Source organism: Thioclava sp. JM3 (genome assembly GCF_002213185.1).
In the GTDB taxonomy this organism is placed as follows: domain Bacteria; phylum Pseudomonadota; class Alphaproteobacteria; order Rhodobacterales; family Rhodobacteraceae; genus Thioclava; species Thioclava nitratireducens.
Window position 1 is genome coordinate 121,543 of record NZ_NBOB01000004.1, and the last position, 19,773, is coordinate 141,315.

Annotated in this window: 18 protein-coding genes; 8 read left to right on the top strand and 10 right to left on the bottom strand. The window is 63.2% G+C overall.

What is annotated here, in order from left to right:
* Window positions 1-5: 5 nt before the first annotated feature.
* Together B6V73_RS08520 and B6V73_RS08525 are read right to left on the bottom strand one after the other, a co-directional pair.
* Window positions 6-1,106 carry a UDP-3-O-(3-hydroxymyristoyl)glucosamine N-acyltransferase gene (locus tag B6V73_RS08520; RefSeq protein WP_088725023.1) on the bottom strand — a complete coding sequence of 367 codons (1,101 nt, stop codon included), beginning with the start codon at window positions 1,104-1,106 and terminating at the stop codon, window positions 6-8.
* 56 nt (window positions 1,107-1,162) lie between these two features.
* Window positions 1,163-2,803 carry a L,D-transpeptidase family protein gene (locus tag B6V73_RS08525; RefSeq protein ID WP_088725024.1) on the bottom strand — a complete coding sequence of 547 codons (1,641 nt, stop codon included), beginning with the start codon at window positions 2,801-2,803 and terminating at the stop codon, window positions 1,163-1,165.
* A 367-nt stretch (window positions 2,804-3,170) separates the two neighbouring features.
* Between B6V73_RS08525 and B6V73_RS08530 the strand changes: the two genes are divergently transcribed.
* Entirely contained in the window at window positions 3,171-3,725 is a 555-nt protein-coding gene (locus B6V73_RS08530; protein WP_075774621.1) for a DUF882 domain-containing protein, read from the top strand.
* Window positions 3,726-3,926: 201 nt separating this feature from the next.
* A complete protein-coding gene (locus tag B6V73_RS08535) occupies window positions 3,927-4,508 on the top strand; it encodes a DsrE family protein (RefSeq protein ID WP_088725025.1) in 582 nt (193 codons plus the stop codon).
* A gap of 100 nt (window positions 4,509-4,608) precedes the next feature.
* Here the strand turns inward: B6V73_RS08535 and B6V73_RS08540 are convergent, their stop codons facing one another.
* The 6 genes from B6V73_RS08540 to B6V73_RS08565 all read right to left on the bottom strand — a co-directional run bounded on the left by B6V73_RS08540 (window position 4,609) and on the right by B6V73_RS08565 (window position 10,661).
* Window positions 4,609-4,962 carry a cytochrome C oxidase subunit IV family protein gene (locus B6V73_RS08540; protein WP_077701192.1) on the bottom strand — a complete coding sequence of 118 codons (354 nt, stop codon included), beginning with the start codon at window positions 4,960-4,962 and terminating at the stop codon, window positions 4,609-4,611.
* Entirely contained in the window at window positions 4,962-5,576 is a 615-nt protein-coding gene (locus B6V73_RS08545; RefSeq protein ID WP_199224666.1) for a cytochrome c oxidase subunit 3, read from the bottom strand. Before B6V73_RS08545 ends, B6V73_RS08540 begins: the two co-directional genes overlap by 1 nt.
* A gap of 8 nt (window positions 5,577-5,584) precedes the next feature.
* Entirely contained in the window at window positions 5,585-7,648 is a 2,064-nt protein-coding gene (locus tag B6V73_RS08550) for a cbb3-type cytochrome c oxidase subunit I (RefSeq protein ID WP_088718822.1), read from the bottom strand.
* Window positions 7,645-8,604 (bottom strand): cytochrome ubiquinol oxidase subunit II, encoded by a 960-nt coding sequence (locus tag B6V73_RS08555; protein WP_088721714.1) that lies wholly within the window; start codon window positions 8,602-8,604, stop codon window positions 7,645-7,647. Before B6V73_RS08555 ends, B6V73_RS08550 begins: the two co-directional genes overlap by 4 nt.
* 479 nt (window positions 8,605-9,083) lie before the next feature.
* Window positions 9,084-9,731 (bottom strand): Crp/Fnr family transcriptional regulator, encoded by a 648-nt coding sequence (locus B6V73_RS08560; protein WP_075774617.1) that lies wholly within the window; start codon window positions 9,729-9,731, stop codon window positions 9,084-9,086.
* A gap of 201 nt (window positions 9,732-9,932) precedes the next feature.
* Entirely contained in the window at window positions 9,933-10,661 is a 729-nt protein-coding gene (locus B6V73_RS08565; protein ID WP_075774616.1) for a Crp/Fnr family transcriptional regulator, read from the bottom strand.
* 406 nt (window positions 10,662-11,067) lie between these two features.
* On the opposite strand from B6V73_RS08565, the gene B6V73_RS08570 reads away from it, so the two are divergent.
* Both B6V73_RS08570 and B6V73_RS08575 read left to right on the top strand, forming a co-directional pair.
* Window positions 11,068-11,454, top strand: a complete 387-nt coding sequence (locus B6V73_RS08570) for a response regulator (RefSeq protein WP_143597886.1) — start codon at window positions 11,068-11,070, stop codon at window positions 11,452-11,454.
* A 205-nt stretch (window positions 11,455-11,659) separates the two neighbouring features.
* Window positions 11,660-13,177, top strand: a complete 1,518-nt coding sequence (locus tag B6V73_RS08575) for an acetyl-CoA hydrolase/transferase family protein (protein WP_088725027.1) — start codon at window positions 11,660-11,662, stop codon at window positions 13,175-13,177.
* 268 nt (window positions 13,178-13,445) lie between these two features.
* Here the strand turns inward: B6V73_RS08575 and B6V73_RS08580 are convergent, their stop codons facing one another.
* On the bottom strand, window positions 13,446-14,366 hold the full coding sequence (locus tag B6V73_RS08580; RefSeq protein WP_088725028.1) for a manganese-dependent inorganic pyrophosphatase: 921 nt from the start codon (window positions 14,364-14,366) through the stop codon (window positions 13,446-13,448).
* A gap of 160 nt (window positions 14,367-14,526) precedes the next feature.
* On the bottom strand, window positions 14,527-15,528 hold the full coding sequence (locus B6V73_RS08585; RefSeq protein ID WP_088725029.1) for a TraB/GumN family protein: 1,002 nt from the start codon (window positions 15,526-15,528) through the stop codon (window positions 14,527-14,529).
* 198 nt (window positions 15,529-15,726) lie between these two features.
* Here B6V73_RS08585 and groES point away from each other — a divergent pair, with 198 nt between their 5' ends.
* The 4 genes from groES (at window position 15,727) to B6V73_RS08605 (ending at window position 19,772) form a co-directional block, all read left to right on the top strand.
* Window positions 15,727-16,014 (top strand): co-chaperone GroES, encoded by a 288-nt coding sequence (gene groES, locus B6V73_RS08590; RefSeq protein WP_075774612.1) that lies wholly within the window; start codon window positions 15,727-15,729, stop codon window positions 16,012-16,014.
* A 65-nt stretch (window positions 16,015-16,079) separates the two neighbouring features.
* Window positions 16,080-17,723 (top strand): chaperonin GroEL, encoded by a 1,644-nt coding sequence (groL, locus tag B6V73_RS08595; RefSeq protein ID WP_075774611.1) that lies wholly within the window; start codon window positions 16,080-16,082, stop codon window positions 17,721-17,723.
* A 168-nt stretch (window positions 17,724-17,891) separates the two neighbouring features.
* Window positions 17,892-19,031 carry a hypothetical protein gene (locus B6V73_RS08600; protein WP_088718825.1) on the top strand — a complete coding sequence of 380 codons (1,140 nt, stop codon included), beginning with the start codon at window positions 17,892-17,894 and terminating at the stop codon, window positions 19,029-19,031.
* A 72-nt stretch (window positions 19,032-19,103) separates the two neighbouring features.
* Window positions 19,104-19,772 (top strand): HAD family hydrolase, encoded by a 669-nt coding sequence (locus B6V73_RS08605; RefSeq protein ID WP_075774609.1) that lies wholly within the window; start codon window positions 19,104-19,106, stop codon window positions 19,770-19,772.
* Window position 19,773 lies beyond the last annotated feature (1 nt).

Genomic DNA, 19,773 nt, shown 5'->3' on the forward strand with positions numbered 1-19,773 from the left:
TGGCGTTACTCCGTGCCGCCTTTTTGCGTGAGTTTCGTAACAGTTTCTCGAAGCTCGGCCATTTGCGCAAACAATCTCGGCAGTCTGCGCAGAGATTTGTTGATCTCGAGCTGCGTTTCCATCTTCACCGCCGGGCTGCCCCAGATCGTGCGGCCCTTCGGCACGTTGGTGTAGATATTGGTCCCGCCCGCCGCGATCACGTCGTCGCCCACGGTAATATTGTCCGACACGCCGCATTGGCCTGCGAGCACCACGCGGTGCCCGATCCGGGTGGAGCCCGCGACACCGACCTGCCCGCAGAGCAGACAATCCTCGCCGACCTGCACGTTGTGACCGATATGGACGAGGTTATCGAGCTTGCTGCCCGAGCCGATGGCCGTCGCGCGCACGGTGCCACGGTCGATGCAGGTATTGGCGCCGATCTCGACATCGTCGCCGATCTCGACCGTTCCCAGAGAATGGATGCGGGTCCATTTCTGCTCGGTGATCTCTTCGCGCTGCTCGAGCGTTTGGCGGATTTCCTCGACGCCGGAGGGCTCGGGCGTGACGAAGGAAAACCCGTCCGAGCCGATCACCGCGCCGGGCTGGCAGACGAACCGGTCGCCGATCACCACCTGCGCGCCGATGCGCACTCCGGCATGGATCAGCGCCTCGGCCCCGATCCGGGCGCCCTCACCGATCGTGACCTGCCCGACGATGCGCGCGCCCGGGCCGATCCGCACGTCCGGCCCGACGATGGTGAACGGACCGATGGCCGCGTCCGCGCCGATCACGGCGGTCGGGTCGATCACGCAGGAGGGGTGAACGCCGGAGGCGATCGAGGGGCCCGGGTCGAAGGCTTTCGACAGCCCCGCCATCGCGAGCCGGGGCCGGGTCACGAAAACCGCGGCCTCCAGCCCGTAGGCGCGCCAATCCGCACCTTCCCATACCAGCGCGGCGCGGGCCTTCCCGGCTTGCAGACCTTCGGCGTATTTCTCGCTCATCGCCAGCGCGATCTGGTCGGGCCCCGCAGCGGCGGGCTCGGAAGCTCCCGTCACCTCGATCGTCAGGTCGCCTTCGGCGCGGGCCTCCAGCGCCTTCGCGATTTGCTCGATTGTCTGGGACATGGCCGATCCTCTCATGGTCGCTTGGGGGCGGGAGTACCGCCCCCGTTGCCAGAGATTTAGCTGTCCTGCGTACCCAATTCCACCCCGGCTTTTTGCAGCGCGTCGAAGAGGATCGCGTCACGCCCGTAGACGTCGCGGCGATACTCGACATGGCCGGTCGCGGTCGGCCAAGCGGTGAAGTAGGTCAGGTGCACGGGAACGTGCTTTTCCAGCGGCACCACAGTTTCGCGCCCCGAATTGAGGATGCGCTTGAACTCCGCCTCGGGATTGTCGCTTTGCGCGCTCAGAAGGGTATACGCCAGATCGAAGGGGTCGCCGACGCGCACGCAGCCGTGGCTGAACGCCCGCGTCTCTTTCTGGAAGAGCGATTTCGACGGCGTGTCGTGCAGGTAGATATTCCAGCGGTTCGGGAACAGGAATTTCACCAGCCCGAGCGCGTTGCGGCTCGATGGCGGCTCTTTCATCGCGAAGGGGAAGTTGCTCGCATTATAAGCCGCGAAATTCACCGCCGAGCGCGGCACGACCCGGCCTTGGCTGTCGATCAACTGAAGCTGGCTCGCCGCGTTCGGATTGCGCTGCATCTTCGGCAGATATTCCTTAGTCACGATCGAGCGCGGCACATGCCATGCCGGGTTGATGACCATCCGCTCCATCTCGTCGGAGAACTCCGGCGTGCGGCGATCCGAGCTATTCTGCCCGACCACCGTGACCGAGCGGAAAATGGTCTTTCCATGATCGACCACGCGAACCGAAAAATCGGTGATGTTGACCCAGACGTAGCGTTGCGAGAAATCGATGCCGTTCATCCAGCGCAGACGTTCCATCGCGACGAGGATGGATCTCATCCGCGCCTCCGGGCTCTTGTTCAACTCGCCCAGCGTGCTCGGCCCGGCGATGCCGTCGGTCGCGAGCCCCTGATCGGCCTGGTAGGCCTGCACCGCCTTCTGCATATCGGCGTCGTAACTCGCGCTGGCGGTGCGGCCCAGATAGCCCATCTTCTGCAGCCGGTTCCGAAGCGCGATCACGTCCGGCCCGCTGTCGCCGGGCTCGAGTTTGGAGCCGGGCACCGTCGGCCCCCAGCCACCCGCTTCTATCTGATGCTCCAGATCGAGACGCGCTTTCACGAGCTGCGCATATTGCGGCATCTGCGGAGCGAGTTCGCGCAGAAACAGCGCGGGGTTCGTCGAGGCCGCGAAGGCAGTGATCCGGGCCTCGGGATCGGCGCGCTTGGGTTCGCGCTTGATATCGGAAATCACGCTGTGCGGATCGAGCACGCCATGCGACAGGTCATGCGCGTAATCGAGGAAGATCTGGCTCATCTTCACTTCGAGCAGACCGCGCTGGCGCTCGGACTGGACGGCGGCGAAGGCGACACGCAGACCCGCGGGATCGTAATGCGCGGTCGGAAGTCCCTGCAGGCTCGACAGGTCGAGCGCACGCATGAAGGCCGCGCGGCGGTCGGCATCCCCGGCGGCGGTCCAGATCGGTCGGTAATCGCGCGCGGCGTAGAAGGCGGCGAGGGCGGGAGTCTTGGCGGCGGCTTCGGCGACAGCTTGGGTGAATCCCGAGAGTTCGACCCCTGCCAATGGCGACATGGCCCCTTGGGCGGCGATCTGGGCAGTGCCTTGCGCCTGGGCGCCGGCGGCGAGCGTAGCCAGCGCGAAGGCCAGCCCTATCTTACGGAAATTGCGCGTCATGGCGTCTAAACCCCTGCCCGGACCCTTCGTTCCAGATGTTCCAAACTTACCCGCAACTGTCCAGCGAAGCGTTGCCTGCGCGCAACGAATTGAGCCGAGGCCCGAGGAAAGATGCAGGCGCGCAACAGCGCCTTTCCTCCACCCGGGGCCGCGGCCTCGCGCCGCTCCCACATGGCTGTGAGGAGATTTTTACTACCGGCAGGCGAATTTTTGCCGACCCGCCTCGTTATGGCAAAGATGCATCAGTTCCGTTCTTTATCGATTAATCGGTCTATGCCATAAGAAGTGAGAAGTTTGGGTCTACCATCCCTCAACCGCCCGAAACAGGGCGGGTAAATCGAGAGACAGGCGAACACAGGAACTTGCTATGACGACGATTTCCCGGCGCGGCCTTCTGGGCGCATTTGCTGCGACCATGGTGACGGCAGCCCCCACCATGAGTAACGCTTTCGGTCTACTCAAGGGCGCTGGGGATATCCGACGGATCAAGATGTATAACGGTCGTACCGGCGAGACGCTCGACACCGTTTACTGGATCGAAGGTGAGTACATCCCGGACGCGCTGAAGGAAATCACCTACTTCGCCCGCGACTGGCGCACCAACCAGCTGAAAAACATCGACGCGCGCACCGTGGACATCGCGGCGGCCGCACACAACCTGATGGAATCGAACGAACCTTACATGCTGCTCTCGGGCTACCGCTCGCCCAAGACCAACGCGATGCTGCGCGCCCGCTCGAAAGGCGTCGCGAAGAACTCGCTGCACATGAAGGGGCTGGCGATGGACCTGCGGCTGAAGTCGCGCTCGGTCAGCCAGATGTACAAGGCAGCGACCGCCTGCCATGCCGGCGGCGTGGGCAAGTACTCGCGCTCGAACTTCGTGCATATGGATTGCGGTCCGGTGCGGCACTGGGGCTCCTGAGCCCCGCCTGCACCGTCTAGACCACCCTGAACGCCGCTTATTCGAGCGGCGTTTTTCTTTGCGTTCTCGCGCCCGAACCTGCGCTCACAAAAACTGGATCGCGCGTGAGAAATCGTAGAGGAACGTGCGCCCCCGTCTCCGGATTGTCCCTGAGCTGCGATTTCGCAGCCCGAAGGCACCTGCAATCCGAGGAGTTTCCCGATGCGCTATCCCGCCCGCCTCGTCATCCCCTATTTCGCCGCGATCGCGCTTGGCAGCACCATGGCCTATGCCGCCTCGGACGATCCCGGAACAGGCTCCGGTCAGACCGAATGGATCAACCCGGTCGTGAAGGATTACGGCAAGATGCATCCCGTGCCCGATGGCGCGCTGACCCCTGACCCGAAAAAGGACTGGAAGATCGTCTTCGACGTCGGCGGTGGCAAGACGATGGAAGACGGCGTGAACGCAGCGCTCTGGCATGTCGCGCGCGCGGTCAACGTCTACGGCAATGCGGGGGTCGACAAGGAGCATCGCAAGTTCGCGGTGGTGCTGCACGGCGCGGCGACCAAGCTCGCCCTCTCGCCGGAAGCGTATAAGAAGAAATTCGGTAACGATGATCCAGACACGAAGCTCAAGAAGGAGCTCGCGGAGGCAGGCGTCACGCTCTACGTCTGCGGGCAGGCGCTGGCCGATCACGGCTTCAGCGAGGATCAGGTCGGGCCGAATGTGGATGTGGCGCTCTCCGCGCTGGCGGCGGTTCCGGTGCTCGAGAGCCAAGGCTACCAGCTTTTCCCGATGTGACCGCGCAGCAAAGGCGGACATGAAAAAACGCGGGCAGTTTTCGCTGCCCGCGTTTCTTTTTGTCTTGGCGGCGCGGGACCGAAGGCCCCGGCCCCTCGGCTCACATGCTGCCGGCGCCCATACCCATCCGGCTTGCCAGATCGGCCAGCACCCAGACGGTGCCCGCGGCCATAAGGATGATAAGCAGGAAGGTGAACAGCACCAGATACAGGTCCGGTCGCGCCTCTTTCGAGAAATCGAGGTGCATGAAGGCCCAGAACTGGATCACCAGCTGCGCGATGCCGAGCAGCCCCACGAGGGACCATGCGACACCGACCGAGAACATGCCGCCCGCGACGATCACGACGCCTGCGAGCGTCAGGACCACCGAGAGGGCGAAGCCCCAGACATAGCGCGCCATGTCGTGCTTGTACTCAGCCGAGTCCATGCCGACGTCGGAGTTGATATAGTCCATCACAGCACCCCCATCAGGTAGACTTTCGTGAACAGCGCGATCCAGACGATGTCCAGCATGTGCCAGAACAGGCCCAGACGCACGAGGCGCGACTTGATCAGGTCGTTCATCCCGAAGGTCTTCATCTGAACCATCAACAGGATGCCCCAGATGATACCCGAGGTGACGTGCAGACCGTGCAGACCCACCAGCGAGTAATAGGCGGTCAGGAAGCCCGACACTTGCGGCGTGTTGCCCTCGGTCCAGAACTCGTGGAATTCGTAGAGTTCGATCCCGAGGAAGATCGCGCCGAGTGCCAGCGTCAGGACGAGCCAGCCCACGGTGCGCTTCATCGACGCGCCGTATTTCATCCCCAGCGTGCAGATGCCGAAGGTGAAGGTCGAGATCAGCAGCGCCATCGTCTCGATCGTGGGCAGGCCGAGGCTGAACAGCTCATGCGGGCTCGGCCCGTTCGCGATGCCGTGCCATTCGGCATCGGCGTAGTTGGCGATCATCAGCGAGAAGGCGATGAGATCCGACATCAGGAAGATCCAGAAGCCGAAGATCACCGTGCCCGTCTTGTCGTGATGGCCGTGATCGTGGGAGGCAGCGTGCGCTGCCCCCGTGTTGCTCATAGTTGCACTCATACCTGCGTCTCCATGATCAGGCCGCGGTTCTTGGTGGTGAACTCATCGTCGAGCCGGATTTGCGGCGTGGTTTCGACGAGGCGCTTATGGGCTTCATAGCCCTCACGCAGTTCTTCCGCAGTGATGGTTTCTTCCCAATCGGTGTCGTAGGAGCGGATCAGCACCAGCACCCACATGGCCACGAAGCCCACCGCCGCGATCAGCCACATCTGGAAGATCATGGCGAACGCGAAGAGCGTCGCGACGAGGCCCACGAGGAAGGGCATACCGGTCGGCTTCGGCAGATGGATGTCGACGAACTCGGTCGGATCCATGATCCGCTTGCCCGCTTCCTTCGCATCGACCCACGGCTCGCGCGAGGTCATCGCGGGAATGGTGGTGAAGTCGTATTCCGGCACCGGGCAGCCCAGCGACCATTCGATACCACGACCGTCCCACGGATCGCCCGCCGGCACCATCAGGCTCTCACGGTTCTTGACCGAGACCCAGATCTGGATGACCTGCGCGGTCAGACCCGCCAGCACGCAGAGCGCTCCGAGCATCGCGATCACCAGCCACGGGAAGTAGGCCGGCTCGGTGAAGAAGGCCATGCGGCGCGGCGCGCCCATCAGGCCGATCGCGTAGAGCGGCATGAAGGCCCCGTAGAAGCCGATCATCCACAGCCAGAAGCTGCGACGGCCCCATTTCTCGTCCAGGCGGAAGCCGAAGCAGAGCGGGAACCAGAAGTTCACGGCCGCGAACATACCGAACAGCAGGCCCGGGATGAGCATGTTGTGGAAGTGCGCCACCAGGAACAGCGAGTTGTGGGTTGCGAAGTCGATCGTCGGGTTGGCGAGCATGACGCCCGTGATCCCGCCGATCACGAAGGTGAAGATGAAGCCGGTGGAGAACAGCATCGCGGTCGAGAACCGCAGCTTGCCGCGCCACATCGTCAGCATCCAGTTGAAGACCTTCACGCCCGTCGGCACGCCGATCGTCATCGTGGCGATCCCGAAGATCGCGTTCAGGTTGGCCGTCTGGCCCATCGTGAAGAAGTGGTGCACCCAGACGGTGAAGGACAGCACTGCGATGGCAATGGTGGCCCAGACCAGCGAGGTGTAGCCGTAGATCTTCTTGCCCGAGAAGGTCGGGATGACTTCCGAGAACACGCCGAAGGCCGGCAGGATCAGGATGTAGACCTCCGGGTGACCGAACAGCCAGAACATGTTGGCGAAGTTCATCATGTTCCCGCCTTGGGTGGCGGTGAAGAAGTGGAAGCCCGCCTGACGGTCAAGCGCCAGCATCAGCGAGGCCACCGTCAGCGGCATCATCGCGAAGATCATCAGGATCGCGGTGCACAGCGTCGCCCAGGCGAAGATCGACATGTCGAACAGTTTCATGCCGGGGGCACGCTGCTTGTAGATCGTCACGAGGAAGTTGATGCCGGAAAGCGTCGAGCCCACCGATGTCAGGCCCAGCGACCAGATCCAGTAATCCACGCCCTCGTTCGGCGACAGCTTGATGCCCGTGTAGGGCGGATAAGCGGTCCAACCGCCGGTCTCGAAGTGACCGACGACGAGCGAGGCCATCACGAGCGCCGCACCGCCGATCGACAGCCAGAGCGAAACCGCGTTCATGAAGGGGAACTCCATGTCGCGCGCACCGATCTGGAGCGGCATGACGACGTTGATGACGCCGGTCAGGAAGGGCATCGCCACGAAGAAGATCATGATCGTGCCGTGGGTCGAGAACAGCTCTGCGTGGTGTTCGACCGACAGGAAGCCCGGTGCGGGCGAGACCTGCTGGGCGCGCATCACGACCGCCTCGAGCACGCCGCGGATCAGCATGATCAGGGCAAGAACGATGTAGATGACGCCGATCTTCTTGTGATCGAGCGTAGTGATCCAGTTGGACCAGAGCGGTTTCCACCAGCCTTTGACGGTCAGCAGAACCATGACCGCGAGCGCGCCGAGCACGACGACGCCGCCGGCGCCGGCCGCGATCCCGGTGGACAGAGACGGCTCCGTAAAGAAGGGAACGATGAAGATATCGTTCCAGTCGAGACTACCAAGAATACTCATTGCGCGTCCCCTTGAGGTTGAATTTGCGAGACATGCAGCTCGTCGCGGATCGCGTCATCGATCTGTTTCTGCTCGGGCGCGTTGTCGGGAAGGATGGCGGCGCCACCATCGGTCAGCATGTCGGGGTTCATAGCCACCTTGTCCCAGAAACCGGTCTCCGGCGGCTCGAAGAGTTCAGGCCCCGACCAGGTCGCGGTTTTCTTGAACTGCTTCTCGAGCTGGGCGAAGGGGTGCTTGGGCTCTTGCAGGAAGGCGTTGAACTGATCCTGGCTCACCACGTCCACTTCGAACTTGTTGAGCGGGAAAGCCGCGCCGTTGAACTGGCTGTTGAAGCCATAGGTCTGCGACGGGTTCTCCGAGGTGGTCAGGTTCATCTTCGTCTTCATGCCGGGCATCGCGTAGATCTGGCCCGCGAGACGCGGAATCCAGAAGCTCTGCATCGCGCCGGTCGCGGTCAGGTCGAACTCGACCGGGGTGTTCTCGGGAAGAACCAGCCGGTTCACGGCGGCGACCTTGCCGGGATAGATGAACATCCATTTCCACTCGGAACCGATGACCTTCACATGCATCGGGTCCTTACCCGTCGGCTTGTAGGGGTCTTCGCCCTGCACGTGGCCCCAGGTGAGCCAGCCGACGATGAGGAAGGTGAGCGTGGCACCGCCCCAGATCACGACTTCGGCCCCAACCGAGTGTGCCCAGTTCGGGTCGTACTTGCCCTTGCCGCCATGGCGGCGATAGCGCATCGCGATCCACGGCGTACCGATCAGGATCGGCAACGTGATGGGCAGCATCCAGAGAAAGAAGCTGATCAAGTGCGCGCGTTCTCCGGCCGCGACCGGCCCGAGCGGGGTCATCACCCCGTTCTCCGCGCAACCTGACAGCCATGCAGCCGCGACGGTCAACAGGACCGGGGCAGCGAGGCGGCTGGGCCGCTTGTAGATTTTTTCAAACAACACGGAAATACCTTTCCTATTCCCTCTTCTTGGCGCGGGGGCATAGGGGTCTCTCGGGGGAGGCCGCGAGGGCTCCCATCCCGCGCGTTGCCTTCCACTCTAGGGCAGCGCCCTTGAGGTCAATCGGTCTTGACAAATTGTCGCAGGAACAGCCGCAAACATATGAAATATATGCACAATTTCCATCACAGTCCTGCGACACACGAAAAAATTCCCAATAAATAAAGGGGGTTGGGCTTGAACGCGCGCATCGAAACACAGGGGCAAACGGGCCAATCTCTCGCGCTTGTGATACGGCGGTGAGCGATCCGTGAGCAAAATGAGCAACTTAGCCGATCACGCGCGCTTGAGGTCACGCCGGATGTGAGGGGCGTCGCCGGGTGCGGGACTCGCTTTGGAGGCCGGATCTGGCTCTCCTCGGCGCTGTGTCGGACCGGCGCCAAACAAGGTCGCAGCGCGTCGTTTGGGCGACAGGGAAGAGCTTAGAGAGCGGCCGCCCGACGCAGCGCCGGAAGCGAGGAAATCCGTACGCGCCCGCCGGAGATGCGGAAGAGCCCCTGATCGCGCAGACGGCGGATCGTCTTGTTGGTATGCACCAGCGAGAGCCCGAGGGAATCTGCCACGACCTGCTGGGCGAAGGGGAACGGGGCGCTGTCCTTCTCGATCAGACCGACCGCCTCGGCGCGCTCCCATGCGTGCATCACGAACCAGGCGATGCCCTCGTTGGCGTTGCGCTGCCCGACGGAGGCCAGCCAGCCCGAAAGCCGCGTCAGTTCGCGCGTCATCAGCCAAAGAAGCGCAGTGTCGCGATCTGGGCCGTTGATCGCGGGTTGGCGCAGATCGGCCGGATCGAAGCTCGACAGTATCACCGGCGTGAGCGCCTCGTAGTAACTCGCCCCGGGGCCGTGCAGCACGCTCGTGAGGCCGCAGAGATCGCCGGGATAAACCAGCGCCTCGACCTGCCGACGCCCGTCTTCGATCAGAGTATAGCGCATGGCGATGCCGCGCTCGATCCGCGCGATCAGCGGCGTGGACTCGGGCAGAAGCGCCGCGCCCACGGGCACCGCGCGTTGCGAATGGGAAACGTCCGCCAGGTTGGCGAAGTCAGATTTTCGAGACAGGTCTTCCAAGCTTGCTCGGTTCCGTTTTGTTAACTTATTCGAGGAAAGCCAGCATCTGCCGCGAAACCGATGAACGCGCTACGTCATAGGACATCGCTGCAGATCTTTTCCGGTATTCCTCGGCGTCACCCTGCGAAAAATTGCTTTTCGCCTATGTGAAAAGCTTCGAGAATCGGTGTGCGGCTGCGGTCGGGCTGGGGAATTACGCCACTACAAATAGTAGCGTGGCTTCCCGGATCCGAGCTCGACGACTCCTATGTCGGCGAGCTTTTCCAGATCTGGCAGTTGGAGAATCCCCTGCGCCCACTGAACCAACCCTTCGCTGCGCAGGCGGGCGAGGGTCTTGTTGGTGTGAACCAGGGACAGCCCAAGCGCATCCGCAAGATCCTGCTGGCGGACGGGGAACGGCATCTTGCCATCGCGCACCAGCCCGGTCTGCATGCCGCGCTCGTAGAGCGTCACGAAGGCCCATGCGAGCGCCTCGCGCGCCGAGCGCTGGCCAACCGTCACCAGCGCGTCGCCGAGGAAATGCTCCTCGCGCGCGACCTGCCATGTCAGCATCATCGCGCGCTGCGGCATTTTCGAGAACAGTTCCCAGACCTGTCTGCGGTCGAATACGCTGAGCTTCACCGGCGTCAGCGCCTCGGTCGTATGCGAGGCCACGCCCATCATGATCGCGTCGAGACCGATCAGATCGCCGGGAAAGAGGAAATTGAGCACCTGCCGCCGTCCGTCTTCCAGCATCCGGTAGCGCATCGCCTGACCCTCGAGCAGAGTAAAAAAGCGCTGCGGCTCGTTCCCTTCCATCACCACGGCCTGGCCCGAGGGCATCCGCAGCTCGCCCGCCCGGGCGGCTTCAGTGATCGCTTCTTCACCCGGATCCGGCGCCATGAAGGCGGGATTATCGACGAAGGGGCAATTTCTACAGTTACTTGTCATGCCTTGGCTCACTTTTGCGTCATAAGGCAACGCGGATGGCCTTGGCGGGTTCCTTTCGATCTTCGGGAGGAAGCGAGTGTTTCCCGTTATTTGCCTCACGTTTCCGCCGACAGGCGTTCACGATGCTTTGTAGAGCCGGAAACAAGCGGCTAGACGAATTGCGAAGGTATGTCATAGTTAAATGACCCCGAAGATTATGACGTGCATTAAGGTTCACGAGGCCTCTCAGCGCACCGTCGACCGGGACTGACGCCTAAATTTCAGATGCGACGCCGGATCAACTACGATCCCTTCCCCCTTCGAACGCAGTTATCTGCAAGGACAGGATGCTGATGCCCCGGAATATCCAGCACGAACGAAGCGAGAATCGCGCAAGCGATGCCCGCCGCGCGGCTAGGCGGTCCTCGTGACTCTTTGTGCGCCACCTCGGATCGACGGCACCGCGCTGGTTCTCGAAGACGCAATGATCGTGGCCTATGACGCGGCCGCGATGCTAAGCGAATTCGGTGCGCGCGACGTGGTCATCTTCGGCACCGTCGATGAAGCGTTGCAGCACATCGCTGGCGGCAACGATATCTCGATGGCGCTGCTCGACATCAATCTCGGCGACGAAACCTCGCTGGAAGCTGCCAAGGCGCTGCGCGAACGCGCGGTGCCAATCCTCTATTCGACCGGCTATGATGAAAAATCCGTGATGATGGATGGTTTCCCTGAAGGCAAAATACTGATCAAGCCCTTCACCGACGACGATTTCGCCCAAGCCCTGATTTCGATGGGGTTTGTCGAAGCCTGATCTCAACGCTCCCGGCGCCGCAAACTCTACGCCATGCGCCCAGCGACATGAGTCATGCGTCCAGCGCATACCGGCCAAACATGGACATCCCGCGCAACCTCGCGTTCCTCGTCAGCGGAACACGAGGTCGCGCGGCGATGCGAGGCAGAGAAGAACCCCGCTCCGCGCCATCGCGACCGAACCATCGCGAAGGAGGCGCTTGCTCATGAACCACACGATCCGCAAAGCCCATGCCGGGCTCGCCGCCAAGGTGATGTCCGCCGAAGACGCCGCCGCCCTGATCGACAATGGCGCGACGATCGGCATGTCGGGCTTCACCGGCTCGGGCTATCCCAAGGCGGTGCCGATGGCGCTCGCTTCACGGATCGAGGCCGAGCACGCGGCGGGCCGCCCGTTCAAGGTGAAGATCTGGTCGGGCGCTTCGACGGGCCCCGAGCTGGACGGCGCTCTGGCCAAGGCCGACGGAATCGAATTCCGCCTGCCCTACAATTCCGACCCGATCGCGCGCGAGCGGATCAACGCGGGTCAGATGAAATATTTCGACATGCACCTGAGCCAGGTCGCGCCGATGGCGTGGATGGGGTTCATGGGCAAGCTCGACACGGCGGTGATCGAGATTTCCGGCTTCACCGAGGACGGCAAGCTGATCCCGTCGAGCTCGGTCGGCAACAACAAGACGTGGCTCGACTGCGCTGACAAGATCATCCTCGAAGTGAACCGCTGGCAGTCACCGATGCTGGAGGGGATGCATGACATCTATTACGGCACCGCCCTGCCCCCGAACCGCGTGCCGATCCCGCTGGTGAAGCCTGACGACCGCATCGGCCAGACCTATTTCGAGGTCGATCCCGAGAAAGTCGTGGCCGTGGTCGAGACCGACGCGCCCGACCGCAACGCGCCCTTCAGCCCGCCGGATGCGGTGGCCGAGGCGATTGCGGGCCATATCCTCGACTTTCTCGGCAACGAGGTGAAACAGGGCCGCCTGCCACGCGGGCTGCTGCCGCTGCAATCCGGCGTGGGCAACGTGCCGAACGCGGTGATGGCCGGGCTGATCGAGGCCCCCTTCGACCAGATGACCGCCTTCACCGAGGTCATTCAAGACGGGATGCTCGACATGATCGAGGCGGGCAAGCTGCGCATGGCGAGCGCCACCGCCTTTTCGCTCTCGCCCGAAAAGGCGCAGTATTTCAACGACAACGCCGCCTATTTCCGCGACAAGCTGATCCTGCGCCCGCAGGAAATCTCGAACCATCCAGAGCTGGTGCGCCGATTGGGCTGCATCGCGATGAACGGGCTGATCGAAGCGGATATCTATGGCAACGTGAACTCGACACATGTGATGGGCTCGAAGATCCAGAACGGCATCGGCGGTTCGGGCGATTTCGCGCGCAACGGCTATGTCTCGATCTTCATGACTCCGTCGGTCGCCAAAGGTGGTAAGATTTCGGCGATCGTGCCGATGGCCGCCCATGTCGATCACATCGCGCAGGACGTGCAGGTAATTGTGACCGAGCACGGTCTGGCCGATCTGCGCGGGCTGTCTCCGAAGCAGCGTGCCGAGACGATCATCGAGACCTGCGCCCATCCCGCTTACCGCCCGATGCTGCGGGACTATTTCGAGCGCGCCAAGAAGGGCAGCTTCGCCAATCATGCCCCGAACCTGCTGGGCGAGGCGCTGAGCTGGCACCAGCGGTTTGTCGAGACGGGGACGATGGAGGAATGAGGCACTGAGGGGCGGGCCTGAGCCTCGGTTGGGCGCTTCGATCGGCGGGTGGCTTGGCAGTTTATCTCGCAAGCCCGAATGACGTTCGAGCCCGCGCTGACATCGCCAATGCGCCCTCCCGGGGGGAGGGTCGGGCGCGGCCCCGGGCTGGTCGCCCCGCGCCGGAGCAAAATGCTCCCGCTTCGCGATTGCGCCCGAACTGGGCGACCAAATCAGAAAAAGGGGCGCCCGACCGGACGCCCCTTCCCTATCTCAAATCTCGAAAAGCTCAGACCTTGAGCGACGGGATGATCTGCTTCTTGCGGCTCATCACGCCGGGCAGCACCACCGTGTCGCCCTCGACCGTGGCGTCGAAGCTCTTCTCGGCCACGCCCTTCACCAGATCGTTCGGCACCAGCAGCGTCGCCTCTTCCTTCAGGATGTCGATCACGAACAGGAGCACCTGATCGACGCCGTCTTCCTTCGCGACCTCTTCCATCGAGGTCATCAGCGAGGCCTTCCGGTCCAGCACCATCTTCGGCGCGGTGGTCTCCAGCACGGAAACGCGGAAGGTCGTGCCGTCGACCGGGTATTCCTTGGAATCCATCCGCAGCAGTTCTGCATCGGTGAAGGCGGAGACGTCCGATTTCGCTTCGAACATCTTCTCGGCCAGCTCGTGCATGTCGATGCCCAGATCGCTCGCCAGCGCGTCGCAGACGGCGCGGTCGTGATCGGTCGTGGTGGGCGAGCGGAATTCCAGCGTATCCGACAGGATGCAGCTGAGCATCGCGCCCTTGATGCCGCGCGGCGCTTTCGCCAAGTCGTCGCCCATCAGATCGTAGAGGATGGTCGCGGTGCAGGCGAGCGGGCGCATCGTGATGTCGATCGGTCCCTTGGTCTCGATCCCGCCGGTCAGCTTGTGGTGATCGATGATCTGGATGACGTTGGCAGCGTTGATACCGTTCGGCAGCTCGGCGGGGTTGTTGGTGTCGACGACGACCACGTCCTCGCCTTCTTCCACGTCAGAGATGATCTCGGGCTTGTCGAGGCCCCAATGCTCGATGACGAAAGCCGCCTCGGTATTGGGCTCGCCCAGCAGGCAGGGCTTGGCCGGGGTGCCTTTGACTTCGTTGAGATACCACGCCCAGGCAATGGGCGAGCCGGTCGAGTCGGTGTCGGGGGCCTTGTGGCCGAAAACCTTAATCGTCATGGGGAGATCCTCTCGGATAATCAACTGTCGGCGCAGGTTATAGGCGCTGTGTCTGGGCTTGTCACCTAGGGGTCTGGCGATGCGGAAAGGGCCGCAAGCGAGCAACCGGACAGGCGCGGACCGGGGTGGGTCACCCCAGGGCAAACTGCATTTCGACGTCTCAGCTATCGAGCCGCTCGATGCTCCAGCCGTCCTTCTCGAGCAACCGCAACAACCCCTCTTTACCCGAAAGGTGCAGCGCGCCCACCGCGACCACGACCGGCCCCTGCTTCGCCGCGGCTTCGATCTTGGGCAGCCAGTTGCGGTTGCGGGCGACCATCAGCAGATCCTCGGAGAGCTTCATCTGGCGCTCGACCTCATCGGCATTCATGCCTGCCGTGACGGCCTGTTCGCGCGCCAGTTCCCAGATCAGGCGCGGTTCGCCCCGAAAATAGAGATCACCCATCGTCACGCCCATATCGTCAGCCAAGGGCGCGCCGATCACTGCCGCGCGGAGCATTTCCAGCGCCTCGGTCTCGGTGATGCCGTTGAACAGCTTGAAGACAGTGTCCCACGGCTCCAGCGCCTCGACCGGCACGCCGTCGTCCTCGGCCTGCGTCATTACCTGCAGGTCCAGACCGCCCTCCCCCTTGGCGAGCTCGGCCGTGGCACAGGGCGGCAGCGACAGCGTCATCGCGACGAAAGCGGGCCGCATCTTCGCGGCGAGGAAAGCGGGCATCCCATGGGCCGCGAGCGCCGCCTTGGTCATGTTCCAGTCCTGCTCGGACATCATCTGTGGCAGGGTCTTGCCGGTCGAGAACATCAGCGTCGGGTCGGTCTGGATCGCGTGCTCCAGCCGCGCCTGCTCGTCCGGGCCCGCCTCCACCAGCAGCCGCGACGCTTTCTCGAGTGCCTTCGAGAGCGCCCCGACCAGCTTGTCATGACGCGGATCGGGCAGATGGTAGGTGCCGGCCAGCGTGATCTTTTCCGTGCCCTTGGTTGCAGAGAACAGCAATCCGCGAGAGAAGGGCGCGGAATCGGCGGCGGCGGTCAGCGCCTCCTGTTCGGCCTTGGGCAGCGCGTCAAAAATATTCGTGCCGCGGCACTCCGCCCATGCGGGCAGTGCGAGGCAGAGAGAAAGCGCGGGGGCCAGCAAAGGCCGAAGGAGCTTGGCGAATTTCATGAGGGCGAGAGTGCCACGCGATATGCGTTCCGCATAGAGGCGAAATCGCCGCGCCCCGATCGTTCGAATTGACGCAAAAAATTCGCTTTTCGGTTATTGACAGCCGCCCGCCTCAGTGACTAACTCCGCCATCGTTAGCACTCACCAATGACGAGTGCTAAAAGTTTTCGAACCTGGAACCTTTAGGGAGTGACCCAGATGGCATTCAAACCGCTTCATGACCGTGTGCTGGTCAAGCGCGTGGAGAGCGAAGAAAAAACCAAGGGTGGCCTGATCATCCCCGACAGCGCGAAGGAAAAGCCCGCAGAGGGTGAAGTCGTCGCAGTGGGTGACGGCGCGCGCAAGGAATCGGGCGAGCTGATCGCACCGGGCGTCAAAGCTGGCGACCGCGTTCTCTTCGGCAAGTGGTCGGGCACGGAAGTGACCCTCGACGGCGAAGAGCTGCTCATCATGAAAGAAAGCGACATCATGGGCATCATCTCGTAAGGCGCCCTGCCCTTACCGAGATCCCCTGATATCCCAAGAACAACTCAGTCAAGGAGCCAACAAACATGGCAGCCAAGGACGTGAAATTCTCCACCGACGCCCGCGATCGTATGCTCGACGGCGTCAACATCCTCGCCGACGCGGTGAAGGTCACGCTGGGCCCGAAAGGCCGCAACGTCGTGATCGAAAAGTCGTTCGGCTCGCCGCGCATCACCAAAGACGGTGTGTCGGTCGCCAAAGAGATCGAACTTTCGGACAAGTTCGAGAACATGGGCGCGCAAATGGTGAAAGAAGTCGCCTCGCGCACCAATGACGAGGCTGGCGACGGCACCACCACCGCCACCGTGCTCGCTCAGGCGATCGTCAAGGACGGCCTGAAAGCCGTGGCCGCTGGCATGAACCCGATGGACCTCAAGCGCGGCATCGATCTCGCGACCTCGAAAGTCGTCGACGCGATCAAGAGCGCGGCCCGCCCGGTCAAGGACTCGGACGAAGTCGCTCAGGTCGGCACCATCTCGGCCAACGGCGAAGAAGCCATCGGCAAGATGATCGCCAACGCGATGCAGAAAGTCGGCAATGACGGCGTCATCACCGTGGAAGAAGCCCGCGGCATGGAGACCGAAGTCGAAGTCGTCGAAGGTATGCAGTTCGACCGTGGCTACCTGTCGCCCTACTTCGTGACCAACCCCGACAAGATGGTCGCGGAACTCGAAGACTGCTACATCCTGCTCCACGAGAAGAAGCTCTCGTCGCTGCAGCCGATGGTCCCGCTGCTCGAGCAGGTCATCCAGTCGCAAAAGCCGCTCCTCATCATCGCCGAAGACGTCGAAGGCGAAGCCCTCGCGACCCTCGTGGTCAACAAGCTGCGCGGCGGCCTGAAGATCGCAGCCGTGAAAGCACCGGGCTTCGGCGACCGCCGCAAGGCCATGCTGCAGGACATCGCGATCCTGACCGGCGGCCAGGTGATCTCGGAAGACCTCGGCATGAAGCTCGAGAACGTCGGCATGGACATGCTGGGCACCGCCAAGAAGGTGAGCATCACCAAGGACGACACCACCATCGTCGAAGGCGCTGGTGACAAGGCCGAGATCGAAGCGCGCGTCAGCCAGATCCGCACCCAGATCGAGGAAACCACCTCGGACTACGACCGCGAGAAGCTGCAAGAGCGCGTCGCGAAACTGGCCGGTGGCGTGGCTGTCATCCGCGTCGGCGGCATGACCGAAGTCGAAGTGAAAGAGCGCAAGGACCGTGTGGACGACGCTCTGAACGCGACCCGTGCGGCCGTTCAGGAAGGCATCGTTGTCGGCGGTGGCGTCAGCCTCGTTCAGGGCGCGAAAGTGCTCGCCGGTCTCTCCGGTGCGAACTCCGACCAGGAAGCCGGTATCGCGATCGTCAAGCGCGCTCTCGAAGCGCCGCTGCGTCAGATCGCAGAGAACGCCGGTGTGGACGGTGCTGTCGTGGCCGGCAAGGTCCGCGAGAGCGACGACCTGAACTTCGGCTTCAACGCGCAGACCGAAGAGTACGGCAACATGTTCGAGTTCGGCGTGATCGACCCGGCGAAAGTGACCCGCACCGCGCTCGAAGACGCGGCCTCGGTTGCTGGCCTGCTGATCACCACCGAAGCGATGATCGCCGAGAAGCCGGAGCCGAAAGGCGCTGGCGGTGCCCCCGACATGGGCGGCATGGGCGGCATGGGCGGCATGATGTAATCAGCCGTTCCCGCTTCAGGGATCTATGGGAAGGGGCGCTCCGGAAGGGGCGCCCCTTTTCACATGCGTAAATCGCAGGTTTTTATGCCCGTATTGAGCTATGTCACGTGGCCGTGAACGATTGGTGTTACACTTCCCCATCGTCAATTTCGCTGGAAGGCCCCGGTTATGTCGCGCAATTTCCTCGTCAAATCCCTCGCCTGCCTCGCTGTCGCTCTGGCCGCCTCGGTCGCGGCGGCCGAGGAAACTCAAGACTGGCGCTTCGGCGGCGACGCCTATCTCGCGGGCCGAACCGTGAGTGCCACGGGTGAGAACATCCACGATCTTTTCGCCGCTGGTCAGCACGTCACTATGGGTAGCCCGATCACGGGCGCGGCGCATCTCGCGGGCCAGAATATCGTGATCGGCGCACGGGTGGGCGGCGACCTTTATGCGGCGGGTCAGGATATCGACCTCGCGGCCCCGGTCGCGGGTGCGGCGACGCTCGCGGGTCAGGCGCTCACCGTCAAGGGGACGATCTCGGGCAACCTGCGCGCGATGGGGCAGCAGGTTCGGCTCGAGGCTCCTGTCGCGGGCAGCGCGGTCATCGGCGCCGACGAGGCGCTGATCGACGCCGAAATTTCGGGCGATCTCGTGCTGGGAACAAAGACCGTCACCTGGGGCGATGGCGCGACGGTCACAGGCAAGGTTCAGGTCTATACCGACACGCCCGGTGAGGTGACCGTCCCCTCCAGCGTCGCCCCGGCCGAACGGGTAAGCATTCATCAGGCGAAGGAATTCGAAGAGGCGAAGGCACGCCCTGCCCCGGCGCGCAATTACCTGATCGAGATCCGCGACTGGCTGGGCGGCGTGCTCGTGGTCGGGATCGTGGCCACGCTTCTCGCGGTCTTCGCGCCGGGCTTGATGGACCGCATGCGCCGGCGCAGCCTCGCCCATCCCTTGCGCGCGGGCCTTGCGGGGTTCGTCGGGCTCTCGGCGCTCGTGGGGTCGATCTTGCTGCTTGCGATGACCGTGATCGGGCTGGTGCTGGTGCCGTTCTCGCTGCTCGGAGTGCTGGTGCTGGGCTTCGGCGGCTATATCGTGGGGATCTGGGTCATCGGCGCGTGGTTGCATGATCTGATCGGGCGCGGCCAGCCGGTCACGCCGGGCGAATGCGCCCTCGCGGCGTTCGGTGGCGCGGCGATCGGCGCGCTGATCTGGATCATCCCGTGGGTCGGTTGGCTCGGCGTGATGGCGATCTTCCTGTTCGGCGCGGGCGCGATCGCGCTTCGGGTGACCGGGATCGGTGCGCAGGAGGCCATGGTCTGACAGACCGTTTCCGCCTCTGGCCATCCCCGGTTTCGCACGCTATCGCTGCGCGAATGACAGGGGGGAGGAACCATGACCGATCTGGTGATTTTCGACTGCGACGGGGTGCTGATCGATTCCGAGATCATTTCGGCGCAGATGCTGATCGACGAGCTGGCCACGCTGCAGGTGAATATCGACCTCGATTACGTCGCGCGCCATTTCCTTGGCCGGTCCTATCCCACGGTGATGAAGCAGATCCGCTCCGAGTTCGGGCTTGATCTTCCGGAGGAGTTCGAGGCGCAGTATCGCGCGCGTCTGCTCGACGCGTTCGAACGAGACCTGCGGGTGACTCAGGGCGTGGCCGATGTGCTGGAGGCACTCGACGTGCCATGGTGCGTGGCCACGTCGTCGAGCCTGCCGCGCGCCGAACGCTCGCTCGAAATCGCAGGCCTGCGCGACCGGGTGGGCGATCGGCTGTTCACGGCGAGCGAGGTCGCCCATGGAAAGCCCGCACCCGACCTGTTCCTGCACGCGGCGGAGAAGATGGGCGCGGCCCCTGCCCGCACGCTGGTGATCGAGGACAGCCTCAACGGCATTCGTGCAGGGCTTGCGGCGGGGATGGAAGTCTGGCGTTTCACCGGCGGCAGCCATCTGGCCGGGCGCGACCTGACGCCGCCCGAGGATGCCCGTCCGCATCGCGAATTTGCGCATTTCACCGAGTTCTTCCAGAATGGACTCATCAGGGAGAAAGAGTCGTGAG